This is a genomic window from Pedobacter africanus, assembly GCF_040548825.1.
Classification (GTDB): Bacteria; Bacteroidota; Bacteroidia; order Sphingobacteriales; family Sphingobacteriaceae; genus Pedobacter; species Pedobacter africanus_A.
Window position 1 is genome coordinate 138,177 of the sequence record NZ_JBEPSL010000003.1, and the last position, 19,298, is coordinate 157,474.

The 19,298-nt window shown below is 44.2% G+C and carries 13 protein-coding genes; 8 read left to right on the forward strand and 5 right to left on the reverse strand.

Annotated features, from left to right (window positions below):
- Positions 1-239: 239 nt before the first annotated feature.
- Positions 240-821, reverse strand: coding sequence for a GDP-mannose pyrophosphatase NudK (nudK, locus tag ABIE26_RS16250; protein ID WP_310143669.1), 582 nt, complete (start codon positions 819-821; stop codon positions 240-242).
- Positions 822-910: 89 nt separating this feature from the next.
- Between nudK and ABIE26_RS16255 the strand changes: the two genes are divergently transcribed.
- From ABIE26_RS16255 to ABIE26_RS16275, 5 genes are all read left to right on the forward strand, one after another.
- Complete coding sequence (locus ABIE26_RS16255; RefSeq protein ID WP_310143671.1) at positions 911-1,480, forward strand: RNA polymerase sigma-70 factor; 570 nt, start codon at positions 911-913, stop codon at positions 1,478-1,480.
- Between the two features lie 77 nt (positions 1,481-1,557).
- Positions 1,558-2,637: a FecR family protein gene (locus tag ABIE26_RS16260; protein WP_310143673.1), complete on the forward strand. Its 1,080-nt coding sequence runs from the start codon at positions 1,558-1,560 to the stop codon at positions 2,635-2,637.
- 209 nt (positions 2,638-2,846) lie between these two features.
- The gene (locus tag ABIE26_RS16265) at positions 2,847-6,317 is read left to right on the forward strand and encodes a TonB-dependent receptor (RefSeq protein WP_310143675.1); all 3,471 of its coding nucleotides are present in this window, start codon (positions 2,847-2,849) and stop codon (positions 6,315-6,317) included.
- A 22-nt stretch (positions 6,318-6,339) separates the two neighbouring features.
- Entirely contained in the window at positions 6,340-7,779 is a 1,440-nt protein-coding gene (locus ABIE26_RS16270) for a RagB/SusD family nutrient uptake outer membrane protein (RefSeq protein ID WP_310143677.1), read from the forward strand.
- 7 nt (positions 7,780-7,786) lie between these two features.
- Positions 7,787-8,926 carry a TlpA disulfide reductase family protein gene (locus ABIE26_RS16275; RefSeq protein WP_310143680.1) on the forward strand — a complete coding sequence of 380 codons (1,140 nt, stop codon included), beginning with the start codon at positions 7,787-7,789 and terminating at the stop codon, positions 8,924-8,926.
- On the opposite strand, the gene ABIE26_RS16280 is transcribed toward ABIE26_RS16275, so the two are convergent.
- Positions 8,919-9,281 carry a DUF1304 domain-containing protein gene (locus tag ABIE26_RS16280; RefSeq protein ID WP_310143682.1) on the reverse strand — a complete coding sequence of 121 codons (363 nt, stop codon included), beginning with the start codon at positions 9,279-9,281 and terminating at the stop codon, positions 8,919-8,921. The two genes, ABIE26_RS16275 and ABIE26_RS16280, sit on opposite strands and share 8 nt — an antisense overlap.
- Before the next feature lie 169 nt (positions 9,282-9,450).
- On the opposite strand from ABIE26_RS16280, the gene ABIE26_RS16285 reads away from it, so the two are divergent.
- Both ABIE26_RS16285 and ABIE26_RS16290 read left to right on the forward strand, forming a co-directional pair.
- Positions 9,451-11,103, forward strand: coding sequence for an FAD-dependent oxidoreductase (locus ABIE26_RS16285; RefSeq protein ID WP_310143684.1), 1,653 nt, complete (start codon positions 9,451-9,453; stop codon positions 11,101-11,103).
- Positions 11,093-12,709 carry a glycoside hydrolase family 43 protein gene (locus ABIE26_RS16290; protein WP_310143686.1) on the forward strand — a complete coding sequence of 539 codons (1,617 nt, stop codon included), beginning with the start codon at positions 11,093-11,095 and terminating at the stop codon, positions 12,707-12,709. Before ABIE26_RS16285 ends, ABIE26_RS16290 begins: the two co-directional genes overlap by 11 nt.
- Positions 12,710-12,860: 151 nt before the next feature.
- Here ABIE26_RS16290 and ABIE26_RS16295 read toward each other — a convergent pair whose 3' ends face one another.
- Genes ABIE26_RS16295 through ABIE26_RS16305 form a run of 3 tightly spaced genes read right to left on the reverse strand, consistent with a single transcriptional unit; the run spans position 12,861 to position 17,834 of the window.
- Complete coding sequence (locus ABIE26_RS16295; protein WP_310143689.1) at positions 12,861-13,901, reverse strand: glycoside hydrolase family 43 protein; 1,041 nt, start codon at positions 13,899-13,901, stop codon at positions 12,861-12,863.
- Between the two features lies 1 nt (position 13,902).
- Entirely contained in the window at positions 13,903-14,676 is a 774-nt protein-coding gene (locus ABIE26_RS16300) for a DNA-binding response regulator (RefSeq protein WP_310143691.1), read from the reverse strand.
- Between the two features lie 2 nt (positions 14,677-14,678).
- Positions 14,679-17,834 carry a ligand-binding sensor domain-containing protein gene (locus tag ABIE26_RS16305; protein ID WP_354376113.1) on the reverse strand — a complete coding sequence of 1,052 codons (3,156 nt, stop codon included), beginning with the start codon at positions 17,832-17,834 and terminating at the stop codon, positions 14,679-14,681.
- A 311-nt stretch (positions 17,835-18,145) separates the two neighbouring features.
- Between ABIE26_RS16305 and ABIE26_RS16310 the strand changes: the two genes are divergently transcribed.
- The gene (locus tag ABIE26_RS16310; RefSeq protein ID WP_310143698.1) at positions 18,146-19,294 is read left to right on the forward strand and encodes a glycoside hydrolase family 130 protein; all 1,149 of its coding nucleotides are present in this window, start codon (positions 18,146-18,148) and stop codon (positions 19,292-19,294) included.
- Positions 19,295-19,298: the final 4 nt, after the last annotated feature.

Here is a 19,298-nt window from a genome sequence, read left to right on the forward strand (position 1 = left end):
TTTTGCCTTTCTGGCTATTCTTTGTTTCAGGTCATCTAAAAGTACAATAGCTTTAATATAATAACTAAACTAAACGGTATGAATATTCTTGTAAAACTTTTGATCATCGCAATGGCCCTGTTGGTGGTGCCTTGCGCCAGGGCCGAATCGGATACCGGGTTTGCATGTATCAGCCTTGCCAATCGGTAAACAGATTTCAGGGTTTCTCCCAAAACAGGGCAAAAAATAATACCGTTCAACTATAAAATGCCCTGAAGCCTGATATGCTGAAGCAGCATAATGGTTTTCCCATCTTTAATTTCGCCAGTTCCTATCATTTTTAGGGCTTCTTCAAAACCAATTTCCAGTACCTCTATATTTTCCTCTTCATGATCCAGTCCGCCACCCTCGCTTACTTTCATGGCTTTAGAGTACGCTGCAACAAAGAAATACAGGATTTCTGTAACTGAGCCTGGCGACATATAAGCCTCAAATATTTTGCGAACCGCGGTCACTTTGTATCCGGTCTCCTCCTCAGTTTCCCGTCTTATACAATCTTCCGGATTGTCTTTGTCCAGTAAACCGGCACAGGCCTCTATCAGCATGCCTGTTTCGTTTCCGTTTACAAAGGTTGGCAGGCGGAACTGCCGGGTAAGGATCACGGTTTTTTGTTCCCGATTGTACAGCAGGATTGTAGCCCCGTTTCCACGATCGTAGGCCTCTCTGCTTTGTGTTTGTAGTGTGCCATCTTTTTTCTGATACTCGTAGGTGATCTTTCGTAGTGTGTACCAGTTATCGGAAAGGATTTCTGTAGCTAAAATTTTGACGTTGCTGTTCTGCATAGCATAAATTAATTGAGCCGCTGAAGTTATAACAAATTAAGTGATAACATAGGATACAGTTTTTGTACCTTTACTTTAGGGGAAATTACATGGCCATTTATAGTTCATATGCTGATGCCGATCTTGTTGCTTTGTTGAAAGCGGGGGATAAGGCGGCGCTTAAAGAAATTTATGCGCGTTACCAGGGCGTATTGTATAGCCATGCCTATCGTCGCTTGCCTGAGCGGGAGGAGGTGCGGGACATCATACAGGAACTGTTTGTTTACCTTTGGGCAAATCGTAGGCAGCTTCAATTTAAAACCAGTTTATCTGCCTACTTATATGCTTCGGTAAGGAACAGGGTATTGAACCAGTACAGAAACAGGCAGGTGCGGGATAACTTTGCGGCATCCCTGCAAGAGTTTATAGATGCGGGTGAAAATGCAATAGAAGATCAGTTCCGGGAAAAGGAACTGAGGTTACTGATAGAGAGAGAGGTTGCAGCTTTACCAGAGCAAATGAGAATTGTTTTTGAGATGAGCCGCAACCGTGATATGAGCCATAGTGAAATTGCTGATGAGCTCGGTATATCCCCCAATACTGTTCGCAACCAGGTACACAATGCGCTTAAAGTGCTTCGTACAAAACTTGGAAATAATAATTTGTTAACATTATTTTAATTTTTTTCAATCTCATCTAGTACATGGCTTGCTTAAGCGTGTCTTAGTGGTATAAGGCTTTTTTTTGCCTTGACGATATGGAAAACAAAAATGCAGGCCAATTAATTGATAAGTACAATAAAGGAGAGGCAACGCCAGAAGAAATCAGGCTGGTGGAAAGCTGGTACCTGAAAATGGAAACTGGCGAAACATTAAATGCTGCTGAACTTCAACATGAACACGATCTGGGCCTAAGGCAGCTCGATGCTTACCTGACCCGCCGGAGGAACATACTGCTGGTTTGGACTGCTGCGGCAGCAGTTGTATTGCTGACATTATTTACTGCCTTATTCTTTTACAATAGCCCCAAAGGGATTAAAGAACAGATTAGCCTTGCACAGGATATCCCACCGGGTAAAAATACTGCGGTTGTTACACTGGCCAACGGAGATACTTTGCGTTTGAGTGATGCGCAGCAGATGCTTAGTGTGAACAGTCAGGCCCTGGTATATGAGGACGGTAAGGTTGCCAGGCAAACGGCGGCCGGTACATCAGCACAGCTTACAGCCAGCACCTCACGCGGCGGGATGTATAAATTCAAACTTTCTGATGGTACGCTGGTAGTCCTCAATGCAGAGAGCAGCCTGAAATTTGCTCAGATTTTTGAAGGCACCCAGCGTGTTGTAGAACTGACAGGGGAGGCTTATTTCGAAGTAGCAAAAAATAGGAACATGCCCTTCATCGTAAAAACGGCAAAACAAAATGTAGAAGTGCTGGGTACCCATTTCAATATCAACAGCTACTCTGGTACAACCAGTACCACCTTGCTTGAAGGCAGTGTAAAAGTAAGCGCTGGTGTGGAAGAGGAAATGCTGATCCCCGGCCAGCAGGCCGATCTTACCGGCGATAAGTTGATGGTAAAAAAAGCAGATGTTGAGGCCGCGGTGTCATGGAAGGATGGCTACTTCAGGTTCAATGAGGAAAGTATACCGGAAATCATGCAAAAAATATCACGCTGGTATGATGTAGACATCAGTTATGAAGGGGAAATCTCCCGCGAGGTGTTTACAGGCGCTATTTCCAGGTTTTCCAACATCAGTGATGTGCTGGACATGCTGGAAAGGACCAAAATTGTTCACTTTAAACTTGAGGGAAGGAGGGTTACCGTCTTGAATTAAACTTATACAAATCAAAAAAGTTACCCCGGCGTAGGAACCAGGGCAACTTAAATTGGTTCCGTCAAAATATATAAAATTAAACCGGTGTCAGATTCGCTCTATCGCTAAATGAAGGACCTGATACTTTAAAACCAACTAAACAAATGTACATTTTTTATACCAAAAGAATGATGCGGCCCACTGGCTGTATGTCTAAAATTTTGTGGATTATGAGGCTCACCACGTTGCTCCTGATCACGGCAATCTTGCAGGTTAATGCAAGCTCTTACGGACAAAGGATAAGTTTGTCTGAAAAGAATGCACCTATTAAAGCTGTGCTCGATAAGATCCGTAAACAAAGCGGGGTTAATTTCCTGTTCCCTTCGGCCGATCTTAAAAATGCAACCCCTGTTACCATTCATGTTAGAAATGGGGACCTGAAATCGGTACTTGAACTGGTATTTGATAAGCAGCCTTTTGAATATTCGCTCTCTGAGGGCAACAATTCTGTGGTTGTTTCCAGAAAAGAGCCTTCCTTTCTGGACAAACTTAAAACTGTTTTTGCTGCTGCTGATATCCGCGGCCGTGTGCTGGATGAAAATGGCAAGCCGATGGCGGGGGTAAGCGTTAAAATCAAAGACTCAAGGAATACGGTAAGTACAAATGAACAGGGGTATTTTGTTATTAATGCATCTGAAGATGTAGCAATTGTATTTTCTTATATAGGATATGTAACCCGCGAGTTGCCAGCGCGCAATAATATGACCGTGACCATGCAGCTGAGCCAGAATAAGCTCGAGGAAACAGTTGTTGTAGGTTATGGAAGTAGCAGAAAAAAAGACCTGACAGGTTCTGTTGCTACGGTAAGTGCAAAAGACGTGCAGGATTTGCCTTTTGCAACTATCGACAATGCCCTGGCCGGTAAAGCAGCAGGAGTACAGGTAACTAAAGCCGACGGAAGCCCTGGTGGTGCAGTGAAGATCAGGGTCCGTGGTTCAACTTCACTTTTGGGCGGTAATGATCCTTTGTATGTTATTGATGGGGTACCGGTACAGGTACGCAGTAATTTTATCAATACTGGTTTTGATATTGGGACACCCGTAGGTAATGATATCAACAATGCAGGAGGTGTGAGTGCTGGCCTGTCTGCTTCTTTTGTTAATGGACTAAACAGTATAGGCGGCTTGAATATCAATGATATTGAATCTGTCAGTATCCTGAAAGACGCATCGTCAACAGCAATTTATGGTTCCAAAGCGGCAAACGGTGTAGTAATCATAACTACCAAAAGCGGTAAAAAAGACATGAAGCCCCAGATTGTTACGAGTTATTACAGTACGGCTACCCGTGCCATTACGCCTACGGTGCTGAATGGAGATCAGTACAGAATGCTCCTTGCCGAGGCCGCAAAAAACGATTTTGATGAACATACCATTGCAGCCGATTATATGCCGGCCGAAGTTGAAGCTATTGTTAAAAACCCTTCAGCTTATTTTGGAACGGCCAATACCAACTGGATCAAAGAAGTTACCCGGAATACCATTTCACATAATGCTGATCTTTCTGTTCAGGGGGGTGGGGCGGCATCCAAATATTTCAGCTCCATCTCTTTCAACAGCACTCCGGGGGTAATCAAAAGTACCGACTATCAAAGGGTAACCGGTAAACTGAACCTTGAAAATGAGATTGGCAAGCGGTTCAGGTTCATCACCAACATGTTGATGGGCTATACCAACCAACATATAGGCGATGGCGCTTACGGACAAGCATTAAGGGCCCGTCCAGATTTTGCACCATATGATGAAAAAGGTATTCCTACTGATTTTTCTACCGTAGGTTATTCTTATATGGGCTTCCAGAATCCGGTTGCTCTGCTTCAGGCCACCAATAACGCTAAAACCTTTAGCCTGATGGGCTCGGCTTCTGCATTGTATGATATCAGCAAAGATCTGAAATTCAAGAGTACGGTTTCCCTGAACTCCCAGACCTACAATCAGCGTAACTACATTCCGAGCTTTTTAAGTATCGGCAGTTTTTATGGAAATGTAGACAATAATGGGGGTATTGGCAGCAATTCGAATAGCAGGCTAACGAATTGGTTTTTAGAAAATACGCTTACCTATAATAAAATCTTTAACGATATCCATGAACTGACTGTACTTGGCGGTACATCCTATGAGACCATAAAGAACAGCTTTTTTAGTGCTACTGCTACAGGATACCCGGACGATAAAGTGTTGAATAACCTTTCTTCGGCTACTACGCCCTTGATTACCAGGGGCGATGACCCGACGAAGCCACAAAGCTATTTGCTGTCGTTTTACCTGCGGGCAAACTACTCTTTGATGGATAAATACCTGTTTACTTTTACAGGCCGGGCCGACGGTTCTTCAAAGTTCGGACCGAACAATAAATTCGGTTATTTCCCTTCAGGAGCTGTTGCCTGGAGGATTTCCAAAGAAAACTTCCTTAAAGACGTAAAATGGATCGACGACATTAAATTCAGAGGCAGTTATGGACTTACGGGTACTCAGAATATTGGTGACCAGATGTACCGTACTTTATACAGTCCGTTTGCTTATGCCGGAAGCAATGCACTGATACCAACCCAGCTGGGAAATGAAAGGATCAAGTGGGAAAGTACACGGGAAGCGGATGCCGGACTGGATCTTTCTTTGTTTGGTAACCGTTTGCAGGCGACAGTAGATTATTACAACAAAAAAACCGATGGTGTTTTGCTGGCTTTGCCAATTGCCTCAAGCAGTTCCTATTCTTCATTGTTGAGAAATACTGCCGACATTAAGAACACAGGTCTGGAAGTTTCATTGTCAGGCGATATCATCCGCACCAAAGATTTCAGGTGGAATGCTTCCCTGAATGTGACCTGGAACAAATCCCTGGTAACCAAACTCGATGCCAGTGCAAACCTGGGCCAGATCGGAAGTCTGACCGGCCTGGAACTTGGTAATAATACAACTTTGATTGAGGGCAAACCACTCGGCCTGATTACGGGATATAAGGTTGTAGATATCATCCGTACCAAGGAACAGCTGGATGCTTATAAGAAAGAGTTGGGTTTTATCGGGACGCTTATCCTGCCTTATATCAACATCGGAGATCCGATGTACGAATTGGATTACGAAGAATATAAGCAGTTTGACAGTGCCTTTCCAAAAGGTAAAGAAATCATCGCCCAGGCAGCACCTAAATATTATGGCGGCTTTACACAGGGCTTTGGTTATAAGAACCTTGACCTGCAAATGTATTTTACCTTCTCACAAGGAGGAAGTCTTTTATGGGGTGACCATATTTCCAGTACACAATTCTCCGGTTCTTCCAATGCCAACGTTGCTATGCTGGACAGGTACCACCCAGGCAATACTGCGGCAAGCCAGCCCCGTTTGTTGTATGGCGATGGCTTCTCGCCAATATCTAATCTGAATGTATTCAGCTCATCTTACATCAAGTTAAGAACAGTTTCATTGAATTACAGGCTGGGTAAATCTAAATGGATGGAAAGAGCTGGATTGCTAAATGCTTCATTGTTTGCATCAGCAACAAACCTGTTCACCATCACCAAGTACCCTGGAAATGATCCTGAAACAACCAATGATACCTATAGTGTAAGCGGGGGATATTTTGACGCAAGCAATTACCCTACAGTAAGGTCATTCTCATTAGGGTTCAAACTAGGTTTTTAATCTACAATTAAAATTTATTCACATGAAATTTTCATATAAAAAATGGTTAATGCTTGTTTTACCGGCCTTTGTTTTTATCGGCTGTAAAAAAGAGCTGAATGTATTTCCTACCGATCGCCAGGTTGATGGGAACGTGATCATTGATGTAAAAAGTGCAGCTACCGTACTCAATGGGGTATATTATCGTTTTGCAAATTCATCAACGGATAATAACGGAATCCCTTCTCTTAAATGGATGTGGGTTTCTGAAGTTATTCCTTCAGAACTGAGTGGTTTATTGGTGAACAGCAACAGGGATGGACTGGGGGATTTTACAGTAGACAGGACTAGTTATGCCACGGCCGATAAATGGGCATATGGATACAATCTGGTAAATGCAGCCAATGGTTTTTTGAAAAACCTTGAGCCTGCTACCACCATTGCAGATGATGTAAAGAAACAGCTGCAGGCAGAAGGCAGATTTTTAAGGGCCTTCGGTAATGCCGATCTGCTTTTTCATTATGGGCAGTACCGCGACATCAATAGCAAATACGGAATTATCCTGAGGAATGAATTTGTAAATTCCGATAACATTGACCTGCCACGCTCCGGTGTTAAGGAGACTTATGATGCCATCCTTGCCGATCTTGACGCCGCTATTGCAGGCTTACCTCCCTTAAATACCAAACTGAGTTATGCCAATGTATGGGTGGCAAAACTATTGAAGGCCCGTGTACTGATCAATAGGGGAATCGGAACCGACTATGCAACTGTAATCAGTCTTACAAACGACATCATTAATAACAGTAAGTCTCAATTTGAATTGGAGGGACTGACAAAGGATATCTTCTGGGTCAAAGGTTTTCAAAGCAAAGAGGTGATGATGACGGTTCAGCCTTTTCCCAATGATACCTATAAATACATGCAGTACCAGTATTACACGCAGTACGTAGGCACACCGAAACTGGCCAAAATGATGGAAAATGATCCAAGGCTGGCCTGGACCTTTAAGCCCGTTACAAAAAGGGGAGCAACCGTAAATATGTTTACCAAGTATTATTCCGGAAATGTTACCACTATCAGCCCCACATCCTTATCTGTAAATGCATACCCTTTCCGTTTAACTGAAGCTTACCTGCTACAGGCCGAAGCTATCGCTTTATCGGGCGCGGACCTTACATTGGCCAAAGACCGGTTGAAGGAGGTAATGGGGCATGCTGGTATTACCGATTTTACAACCGTCAATACTACTACTAATGCAGCTGCATTTCAGGTACTCGTGGTTAAGGAAACCATGAAAAACTTTGTGGGCGAAAATGGATTGGACTGGTTGGCTTTACGCAGGCTCCCTCTTCTTACTATCCAGCAGGCAGAATTCAGACCTGAACTGAAATCGGCCACTTCATTGATATTGCCTGTTCCGTCCACTGAACTGAATGCGAATACTAAGGCAGAACAAAACCCCGGATACAGTACAAATTAAGCAAAGCATGAAAAGACTATTGTTATACAGCCTGGCAGCATTTCTAAGCCTGCCAGGCTTTGCACAGAAAAATTTCAGTATAAAAGGAAAGATCAGGGGCAAGAAGGCAGGCTATGTATACCTGTCGTATCCTGTAGGTGAAACCTATAAAACTGATAGTGCTGCTATCCGAAACGGCAGCTTCTTATTTAAAGGTAAGCTGGCAGAACCGTCCAGGGCCAATCTTGCGGCATCCCGGAACATCAGGGATTTTGATGATCCGAACATGACCAGCGTTTTTATAGAGCCTGCCGCAATGGAGGCGATGGTAACTTATGGCGCTTTTAAGAAACTGGTCCTGAAAGGTTCAGTCAGTAATGATGAATTTGCAACACTAGACAGGAAAAAAGCACCTATACAAAAAGAAATGGAGCCGGTGCTGGCTGCATACAGGAAAGAAAAGGATCATGAAAAGGCCGCTGCTATACGTGAACAGTTCGAGCCTTTTAATGCCCGGATGGATAAAATAGACGAAGCTTTTATCCGCACACATCCAGACTCGTATATTTCAGCTTATCTGATGCGCTTTAAAATGAGCTCAATGAAGCTTGTAGAAGCGAAAGCTATTTACAACACCTGGACGGAGAAGATAAAGAGCAGCGCTGCCGGCAAAGAAGTATACAAGGAAATCCTTGAACTGGAAAGCGGATCACCGGGAAGTGTAGCGAAAGCATTCTCTGCAACCGACATCAATGGGGAAAAATTGAGCCTGGCCGATTTAAAAGGGAAAAAATATGTACTGGTCGATTTCTGGGCGAGCTGGTGTGTGCCTTGCCGTAAAGGCAACCCGCATTTGCTTTCTTTATATAGCAAATACAAGGATAAAGGCCTGGAAATAGTTGGAATATCGGATGACGACAGCAATCCTGCAGCCTGGAAAAAGGCTGTTGAAAAAGATCAGATTGGCGTATGGAAACATGTTTTAAGGGGGGTGAAAATTTCGGGTAAGGATTATGATACCACAAACGACATCAGCAAAGGTTATGGCATTCACTCCCTGCCTACCAAAATTCTGATCGATAAGGAAGGTGTTATTGTAGGCCGTTATGGTGGTGGCGGAGAGAATGACGAGGCAATGGATAAGAAATTGGCAGAGATTTTTAACTAATCAACACCAGTACGATCCCGATCAAAGCAGGCAGCGCCTGCTTATAGAATATACTTCTGGCGGCCGTAACTGCTCCAAAAATACCGGCCACAGCAACGCAGCCTAAGAAAAATAAAGCAATGTTACGGTACCAGTCCGGATCTGAAATCAGTAATGACCAGATCAGGCCGGCTGCCAGAAAACCATTATACAGACCCTGGTTGGCCGCCAGGGTCTTTGTTTCGGGAAACAGGTGCCGGGGCAGTGCCCTGAATGTCTTTTTACCTATTGTCTCCCAGGCAAACATCTCTATCCATAAGATGTACAGGTGTTCCAGGGCCACAATGCCGATTACAATCTTTGCTATAATTTCCATAGTTCTTTATTGTTGATAACCCTAAATGAATATCCTAATTTACAAAAAGATATTCCTTTTAAAGCACAGCCCGTTTTAATCTTGTAGTAGCTGCAACAAATGAGACAATTCGACAAAAAAATGAACAATTCCGGCAGTAGTTATTGCTTTACTTTGATTTTAGCCAGCTATGAAGAAACTACTTGCCTTATTTTTTGCCATCCTCCCTTTTATTGCGGTTAAAGCACAGACAGTTACTGAAGCCCAACAGGCCGATATTGTCATTTATGGAGGTACATCAGCGGCCATTGTAGCGGCTGTACAGTCCGCTAAGTTGGGTAAGAAGGTCGTTGTCGTTTCACCGGACCTGCACCTGGGCGGACTCTCTGCAGGCGGTCTTGGGTTTACAGATACCGGTAACAAGGAGGTAATTGGAGGGCTGGCACGGGAATTTTATCACCGGGTATACCTGCACTACCAGACAAATGCTGCATGGAAATGGCAAAAGCAACAGGAATATGGCAACAAAGGACAGGGAACACCTGCTATAGATGGCAATGATCGGACAATGTGGATCTTTGAACCTCATGTAGCAGAGCAGATCATGGAAGATTTTGTAAAAGAACACCAAATCCCTGTTTACCGGAACGAATGGCTTGACAGGAAGCAGGGTGTAAAAATGAAGTCAGGCAAAATTACCAGCATCAGTACCCTGAGTGGTAAAATTTATAAGGCCAAGGTATTTATTGATGCCACCTATGAAGGGGACCTGATGGCGGCAGCCGGGCTGAGTTATCATGTGGGGCGGGAAGCCAATACACAATACAACGAACAATGGAACGGGGTCCAGACAGGGGTGTTCCAGCACAGACATCATTTTGCCAGTCCCATAGACCCTTATCTTATTCCCGGGGATAAAAACAGTGGCCTGATTGCGGGCATATCAGTCGGAAGACCCGGGAAGAAAGGAGCGGCCGACCATAAACTACAGGCCTATTGTTTCAGAATGTGTTTGTCCAATCATCCCGATAACAGGATCACTTTTCCTAAACCCGATAATTATAATCCGGCCAATTACGAACTTTTAGCCAGGCTGTTCGCCTCCGGATGGAAAGAAGTCTTCCATAAATTTGATCCGGTACCTAACCGGAAAACAGATACCAATAACCATGGTCCTTTCAGTACCGATTTCATAGGGATGAATTACGCTTATCCTGAAGCATCCTATGAAGAACGCCGGGCCATCATCAAACAGCATGAGGATTATCAGAAAGGCCTGATGTATTACATGGCCAACGATCCAAAAGTCCCGGAAGAGATTCGCAGGCAGCTCAATACCTGGGGCCTGGCCAAAGATGAGTTCAAAGACAATGGGGGCTGGCCGCATCAGATTTATGTTAGGGAGGCCCGAAGAATGGTGAGTGATTATGTGATGACCGAAAATGAAATTCTGGGTAAAAAAAACGTACTGCGCCCTATTGGTATGGGCTCATATGCCCTGGATTCCCACAATACCCAACGTTATGTAACTGCCGAGGGATTTGTGCAGAATGAAGGCGATATAGGGGTAAAAGCGCCCAAACCATATGGGATTGCTTACGATGCGATAGTCCCTAAAACTGGAGAATGCAGCAATTTGCTGGTACCCGTATGCCTTTCTGCCTCACACATTGCCTACGGTTCTGTACGTATGGAACCCGTATTTATGATCCTTGGAGAATCAGCAGCTACAGCTGCGGCGCTGGCAATAGATGGCGCAACAACTGTCCAAAAAGTAAACTATTCGGCACTGCAAAAACTGTTGCTGAAACAGAAACAGCGTCTTTTTATAAATGAATACTAAATTACTATACCTGTTATTAGGTTTAACGCTGCTCTCCTGGGGCATTGCTAAAAAAAATGCCTCCATTACTTCAGATGCAGCTGTTCATACGCCGCTTGTTAACCCCGCTTTACCGGGCGACAATCCTGATCCATCTGTTATAAGGGTCGGGGAGGTGTATTATGCCACTTCTACAACAAACGAATGGGCACCCTATTTTACCATCTACAAGTCAACCAACCTCAAAGACTGGACTTTGATCAACCACGTATTTCCTGAAGGGTTTAAGGACATGAAGAACCAATGGGGGGAAAATAATTTCTGGGCATCAGAACTGGCATATGATGAAAAACAAAACCGGATTTATGTGTATTATACTGCACATAACCGTAAAGTTAAAGGAAATCCGGGCTTGCAATGTGGTGTGGCCTGGATAGATGCAGATCAGATTGAATCGGGCAGGTTCAGTGATAATGGGCCGGTTATTATTGAAGACGATTGCGGCGCTATAGACGCTTTTGAACTGCAGGACAATGGGAAGATTTATGCCTTCTGGAAAAACGATGGTAATGGTTGTGGAAAAGAAAGCTGGATCTGGATGCAGGAAATCAATGAAAGCCGCACAAAATTACTGGGTCAGAAAAAAAAGGTATTTACAAATAGCCAGCCCTGGGAAACAGCCCTGGTAGAAGGAGCCTGTTTTTTCAGAATGGGAGATTATATCTATAGCCTTTACGCTGTTGGAGGTTGCTGCGATGCCCGTTGTAATTATAAAACAGGGATTGCCAGAACCAAAAGCCTGGCCAGCGGGGTTTGGGAGAAATACGATAAAAACCCGGTTATGGTGAGTAACGACAGGTGGAAATGCCCTGGTCATGGTACCGTTGTCCGGACTTCCGGTAACAGGCTATTTATGCTTTACCATGCCTTTAACAAAAATTATGACGTGTTTGTGGGCCGTGAAGGCGTTATTGAAGAATTAAAGCAGGGCGCAGATGGATGGCCGGTACTCCACAATGCAATAGTTGCCAACCGACCGAAAGCGGAACTCGACTTTTTTGATGACTTTCAAAAGAAGAAAAAACTAAATCTGGTTTGGCAATGGCCTTCAAAGCTGCAAAGGCCAGCAATGCTTTTTGATAATGGTCTTAAACTGAATGCCTCGGACGACAACCGGGAACTGGGTACATTTCTTGGGCAGTTCATTAAATCTGTTGACTTTGATATGGTTGCCGAAGTTGAACCGGGCAATGCTGCAGCGGGAATCTGTCTGGGCGGCGCAATATTCAAAAGTAAGTGGCCTGGTGAACTTGGCGGAATTGGCATTACAGCTTCGAAAAAAGGATATATAGTTTTTAGTAATTTAGAAGGGAAGTACACTGTGCTGAAGCAATTGAATGAACCATTGACGGGGATCACCAAGTTAAAAATGAAGATCAGCGGGGGAGGAAAGTTAATGGATATGTTTTATAAGAATGGCGCATCCGGTTGGAAAAAACTCCATGCCCTGGAATTTGATGCCGGCAAATATGTACCCTGGGGAATGGGTTACAGGGCCGGCATTGTGGTGAAAGGTAAGCCTTCGGAAAGCGGACTTTTTAAGAATTTTGAACTAAAGAACAATTGAAAAGAGACAAACCGATCAAAAAATGAGGTACAGGTTATTTATGCTGATCAACCCAATACCAAATATGCCTGGGATACAACAATGGCCGATGGGAGCCCCTATAAAAACGAAGAAACAGAACTGATCAGAAAAGTAACAGGCGTTAAATAAGTTATTTGCCTGCAGCAGGTACAGGAATCTGTATACCCGTTGCCAAAGGAACCCCGAAATTAGGGCTGCCGTCTGCATTCCAGCTAAAGCGCTGCGCTCTGGGCGAGCGCTTGCCCCCACAGCCTTGTCCAGGTGCAGAATTGGCATGATAAAGGATCCAGTCTTCTGTGCCATCGGGCGACTTGAAAAAAGAGTTATGACCGGTAGCATATACACCATTTGCTGCTGATGATTTAAAAACCGGCTGCGGCGATTTAGTCCAGCTCGAAGCTTTCATCGGATCTGCATCCATAGCTGCAGTCAGCATACCCAGTGCGTAATAGTCCGTCCAGCATCCGCTTGCAGAATAGATGATAAACATCTTTTTGCCTTTGGCGAGGAACTGGGGCCCTTCATTCACATTTACATGGGGCGGATTGCTGTGCCTGCCCAGATCACCATATTTTTCCCAGTCGTATTCCGAGCCAGAGAGCTTTACGCGCTTCCCGGTAATTGTCCAGGGGTTTTTCATTTTGGCAACATAAATGTTCTGCTGCCCGTTTTCATCACCTTCCCAGCCAGACCATAGCATATATAAGCTTCCTTTATGTGTAAATACATTGCCGTCAATGGCCCATTTGTTACTCGGATCTGTAACCTGGCCTTTGAATACCCATTTGCCCTCTGTGGGATCCTCTGCAGAATTTTCTATTGCATATAACCGGTGATGCTTATTGTCGCCATCATCCGCAGAAAAATACATATACCATTTTTGCCGGATGTAATGCAACTCTGGTGCCCATATCCCTTTTGAATAAGAGGTGCCTGCAGGTGGGGTCCACACCACCTTACGAACTGAATTTTTCATATCAGCTACACTTTTGGTTTTCCATATGGCCAGGTTTCTCCCGGTGGTTTGCGTGTAGTAATAGTAGCCATCCCGGAAAACTACCCAGGGATCAGCCCCGGAAGGCAGGATAGGGTTGCTGAATGTTTTTTCAGTAGCCGTTTGGGCGCTTGCAGTGCTCACACAGAGCAGGAAGAATAGAACCAGTTTATTCATTTTAAAGGTCAATATCTTTAGTCAGCGAATTGATGTATTCCAATGGGGTAACATTAAAATACTTCTGAAAATTTTTATTGAAGAGGCTTTGACTGCTGTAACCCACCGCTTTGGCGATCTCGAACAAGCTGAATTCATTTTGTGCAATCATCCTCGTCGCTTTTTTAAGGCGGGTAATGTCGATCAGTTCCTTCGGAGATAAAGAGGAAAGGGATTTGATTTTTCGGTAAAAGGTTGGCCGGCTCATGTTCATATGGTCTGCGAGCTGATCAATATCAATATTCGGATCTTTAATGTTGTTTCGGATATACTCATCCAGTTTTTTCAGAAAGGCCTCGTCGGTTTTGGAATGTGCCATCACACGTACATCTTCAAAAGGCGAACTGGCAAAATGGGCTTTAATGTTTAAGCGGTTTTTCAACAGATTGGCGATTTGCAGTTGCAACAGTTCTGGTGAAAATGGTTTTTGGATATAGATATCGGCACCCACTTCCAGGCTCTCAATATGGGCTTGGTAAGTGTTTTTGGCCGTCAGCAGCACCACCGGTATATGGCAATATTCTACGTTTGATTTGACTATCCGGCAAACTTCAAATCCGTCTATCCCGGGCATCATGATGTCGGATATGATCAGGTCTACAACTTCGGTATTTAAAATTTCTTGCGCCACTTCTCCATTTTCGGCCAGGTGCAATTTATAGGTGTCGCCCAGAACTTCTGATAAAAATTCTAAGATATCCTCGTTGTCATCTATAATCAGAATACTATCGGTCATACTCATTTTATCTTTTTCCAGCTGCTTAATTTAAATTCAAATTTTTGATGTATGGGTAAAGTTAATTCGAAAACGATCATGTTGGTGTTGCCGGAAACTAATTTGAGCGAGCCATTGTGCAATTCCGTAAGGGATTTGGCCAGTGAAAGCCCTATGCCTGTGCCCGGCTTATCTTTACTGTACAATCTGAAAAACGGCTCAAATATTTTGTCCCTGAATTCCTCCGGTATTCCCCTGCCATCATTGCTAAACCTGATGGTAAATTGTTCGTCGTCAGGTTGGACCGCAGCCAGGCCGACCATCACCGTACTTGCGGCATATTTTATGGCATTTGAGATCAGGTTACTACAAATCTTTACCAAAGCCTCCCTATCTGCAAAGACGGTAATGTGGTTCCTGGGTAACTCCATACCCAGGGAAATATTGTTTTTTTCAGCTTCCTGTCTGAACGCGGAAATTTGCTCATTTAGCAGGTGGTTGATGTCGGTATTGACAAAGTTCAATCCGAATTGGTTCATTTCGGTTTTGCGGAAATCAAGGAGCTGACTGGTCAGCTCGGCCAAACGTTTCGCATTTTTTTCAACCATTAGCAGGCTTTTTTTCAATCCTTCTTGTTCCGCAACCTTTTTAATCATCCGCTCAACCGGACCCAAGATCAAGGTCAGCGGGGTTTGTATCTCATGGGCTATATTGGTGAAGAACTCGATCTTGGCCTGGTAGATCTCTTTTTCCTTTTCATGTTCAAACAGCTGCAGTTTATTCTGGTTCCGGCGTTCCAGGTAACGATGATAGTAACGCACCGACCAGAACAGGCTGATAGCGAATACCAGTAAATAGCAGAAATATGCAGGATAACTCTTCCAGAAGGGCGGAAGGATTTTAATGAAAAGCAGGCGCTCCTTGCCCGTCCAGCGGCCTATATTGCTTTTGGCCTGGACAATAAAGGTGTAATCGCCTGCCGATAAATCGGTAAAATAGGCTTTGCGGTTACTGCTGAGATAAGTCCTGTTTTTGTCGAGCCCCTCCATTAAATACGTGTATCGGGTAACCTCGGGCGATGAGTAGTTTAATGCAGCAAATTCTATACTGAAATTGTTCTGGTCGTGCCGGAGGACGATGGTATCGGTATGTAAAATAGATTTACTGAGCGGACTGTTGTCCATGCCAGGTCCGATCTCTTTATTGTTGATCTGAAAGCCGGTAATGTAAGTCGATGGACCTGCATTTTTTTGTTCAAATGTTTTTGGGTCAAAAGCGATCATGCCTTTTACAGAACCAAAATACATTTTACCGTTGCGGTCTTTATAGGCCGAATTGAAATTGAACTGGTCGGTAATTAACCCATTGGATTGCGTGTAAATTTTGAATTGTTCTGTACGCATGTCAAAACAGATCAGGCCTTTGAGTGAACTTATCCAGAGCCGTTTATCGTCATCTTCCAGCATACGGAACAAAACATTGCTGGGCAGGCCATTTTCAGTGGTGAATTTTTTAAACGTCTTTCGGTCAGGACTCAACCTGATCATCCCGCCGCCTTCGGTAGTAAACCACATGGAATGGTCACTATCTTCCAGTATGCCATATACAGGAAACTCATTTACAGTTTTCCCTTTAATCTTGTCTTCAAAGCGGATGTTACCGCTTTTCCCCGTTTTAGGGTTATAATAAAACGCACCCTGGGCTACGCTGCCGGTCCAGATGTTCCCTTTTTCATCCTCTTTGATGTCAAAAACATAGGAATTATAGGGAATTTGCGGAATGCGGGTAAAGGTTTTGCGTTTCCTGTCATATTTAAATAAACCTGAGCCGCTGTAAGCGGTACCGATCAGCAGCGTACTGTCCTTTGTCAGGTAAACGCAGAGAACAAAGTCACTGACCTGATCGCCCTTGCCACCAATCAGTTTAAAACGCTCCTTTATTAAACCACTGTTGATATCCATGATTTCCATGCCATGTAAAAATGGCCCGATGAACAATTGATCGTCCAGCGCCAATAATCCATGAATATTAGGGTAGGATACATCTCCTTTTTTTCCTGTCGAAGAATAATGGGTAAACTTTCCTGTTTTTAAATGAAGTTTGTTAATGCCGGCATCCTCTGTCCCAATCCACAGGTTCCCCTTATTGTCCGAACAGATCTCCCGTACCGCAGTACCGGATATAGAATTGCTGCCCTGTAAGGGATAGTATTTCTCAAACCTTGCATTCTCTTTGGAATAGTAATTTAATCCCCCGAAAAAAGTGCCTGCCCACATCCCGCCCTGGTTATCCCTGCAAATCGTGTAAACGGCATTGTCTGCAATAGAATAAGGATCGCCTGCCTGTTTACGTAAGTTGCGGCTGGTGTTGGTAACCAGATCGTAGATGTAAATGCCCGATTCGGTAGCCACCCAGTATTCCCTGTCGCTGGCAGCTGTAATATCGCGCACATAGATATCGGTGTTGTTGCTGTTACGCAAAGGTAACGACCTGATCAGTCCGGTTTTGGTATTGTAACTTTTCAGGCCCTGTTTAAAGCATCCGATCAACAATTCATTATTTTTTGCCGGAAGTATTTTACTGATAGAACGGAGATTCGGGGGAACATGCGGGGAAATGACCCGCACACTTGTGCTTGATTTGCGCTGCAGATTGTAGGTCCTGATAAAGCCGTCATCAGTACCCATCAATAAATTCATGTCGCTGTCAAAAGCCAGGCAGGAAGCCCGGATTTTCAGGTCAACAACTCTATTTTCTTTCTGAATATACTTGTACAACTTTCGCTCTGCCAGAAAATACAGGTTGTTCTGATCGTCTGCCACAATATGGTTGATGTAAATCTGGGGTGCTGCATCAAGCGGGGTAAAAGCTTCTTTATAAGGGTCATATTTAAAAATCCCCCAGCCGGTACCCACCCAGAGCATTCCATTTTTATCTTCAATAAGGGTGTTGATCACGTTGTTCCCTATGTTGCCAAATTTGTTGTTCCCGTTTTTGTAGGTTTTAAAAGTATAGCCATCAAAGCGGTTCAGGCCGGCGCGGGTGCCTATCCAGATCATGCCCTTCTTATCCTGAATGATGGAGGCTACCGAATTATGGGCCAGACCATCGTCGGCCTGGTAGTGCTTAAAATAATAGGACTGCCCCCTGCAGTTAAAAACTGCAAAAAACAGTATCATTTGAAGAAAAGCAAATGAAAGTGTCGGCCGCATAGTCTGGTTTATTCAAATATATATAAATAGCCTGGTTATATCGTTGCTGGCCGGTTAACGATCCGTTACCTGTAAATTAGATGGTCTTATTAGTTCTTGGTTACCAGTTTTTTAGGAAAAATTTTGTGCGGGATGAAACAGAAGATTGAGACAAAACGACAAAAAGATGAACAAATATTGCAAAGAGCAATCCTTTACTTTGATAGCAGTTAACCAATTATAAACCCTATTGCAGATGCTTTTCCGGGCAAATGCACCAGCCTTTGCAGGATCAATATATGAAAAATAGCTATTTTGTTCATCTAAGCCTGATATTGATAATTTGTGCAGGGATCGATAGTTCAGCACAAAATAGGCGTACACTTCCCGATTGGGCCCTGGGCGATTTTGTGCGGCCGAAGGGGGGAAACCCCATCATCTCCCCGGATACGACGACTACTTTTTGGGATCCGATGAGTAACTCCAGCATTCAATGGCAGGCCAATGATACTTTTAATCCCGGAGCTGCGGTAAGAAATGGAAAGATTGTGGTGCTTTACCGGGCAGAAGACAAAAGCGGTGTTAAAATTGGCCGCCGCACTTCCAGGCTGGGCTATGCAGTTAGTAAGGATGGCCTGCAATTTAAACGAAAAGCAGCGCCTGTTTTTTATCCCGGTCAGGACGATCAGCAAGCGTTTGAATGGCCAGGTGGATGTGAAGATCCCCGGATTGCAGTAACCGAAGATGGGACTTACCTTATGTTGTATACCCAATGGAACCGAAAGGTGCCCAGATTGGCTGCTGCAACCTCAAAAGACCTTATCCACTGGACAAAGCACGGCCCGATATTTCAGGATGCCTGGAAAGGAAAATTTCATGACATCCCTACAAAATCAGCATCCATTTTAACCGAGGTTAAAGGCGGCAGGCAGGTTATTGTTAAACAGAACGGCCGGTATTTCATGTACTGGGGCGAAAGACATATCTATGCTGCAAGTTCATCAAACCTGGTAGATTGGGAACCTCTGCTGGACGGGCAGGGGGCATTGCTGAAACTGGCTTCACCGCGAAATGGCTTTTTTGATAGCGATATGACCGAATGCGGGCCGCCGGCTATCCTGACCGAAAAAGGGATCGTGCTGCTTTATAATGGTAAAAACAAAACAGGTGACAACAGCGATAAGCGCTATGCCGGGGGGGCCTATTGTGCAGGTCAGATGCTGTTCGACAAAACAGATCCGACCAGGCTACTGGACCGGCTGGATGTCCCTTTTTTCTGGCCTGCCGAACCCTTTGAAAAAAGCGGGCAATACCAGAATGGGACCGTATTTATTGAAGGCATGGCCTGGTTTAAGGAAAAATGGTTCCTTTATTACGGCTGCGCAGACTCGAAAGTCGGTGTTGCCATATATCATCCCGATCTAAAAAAACAAGTACCTAACAGATAAACCA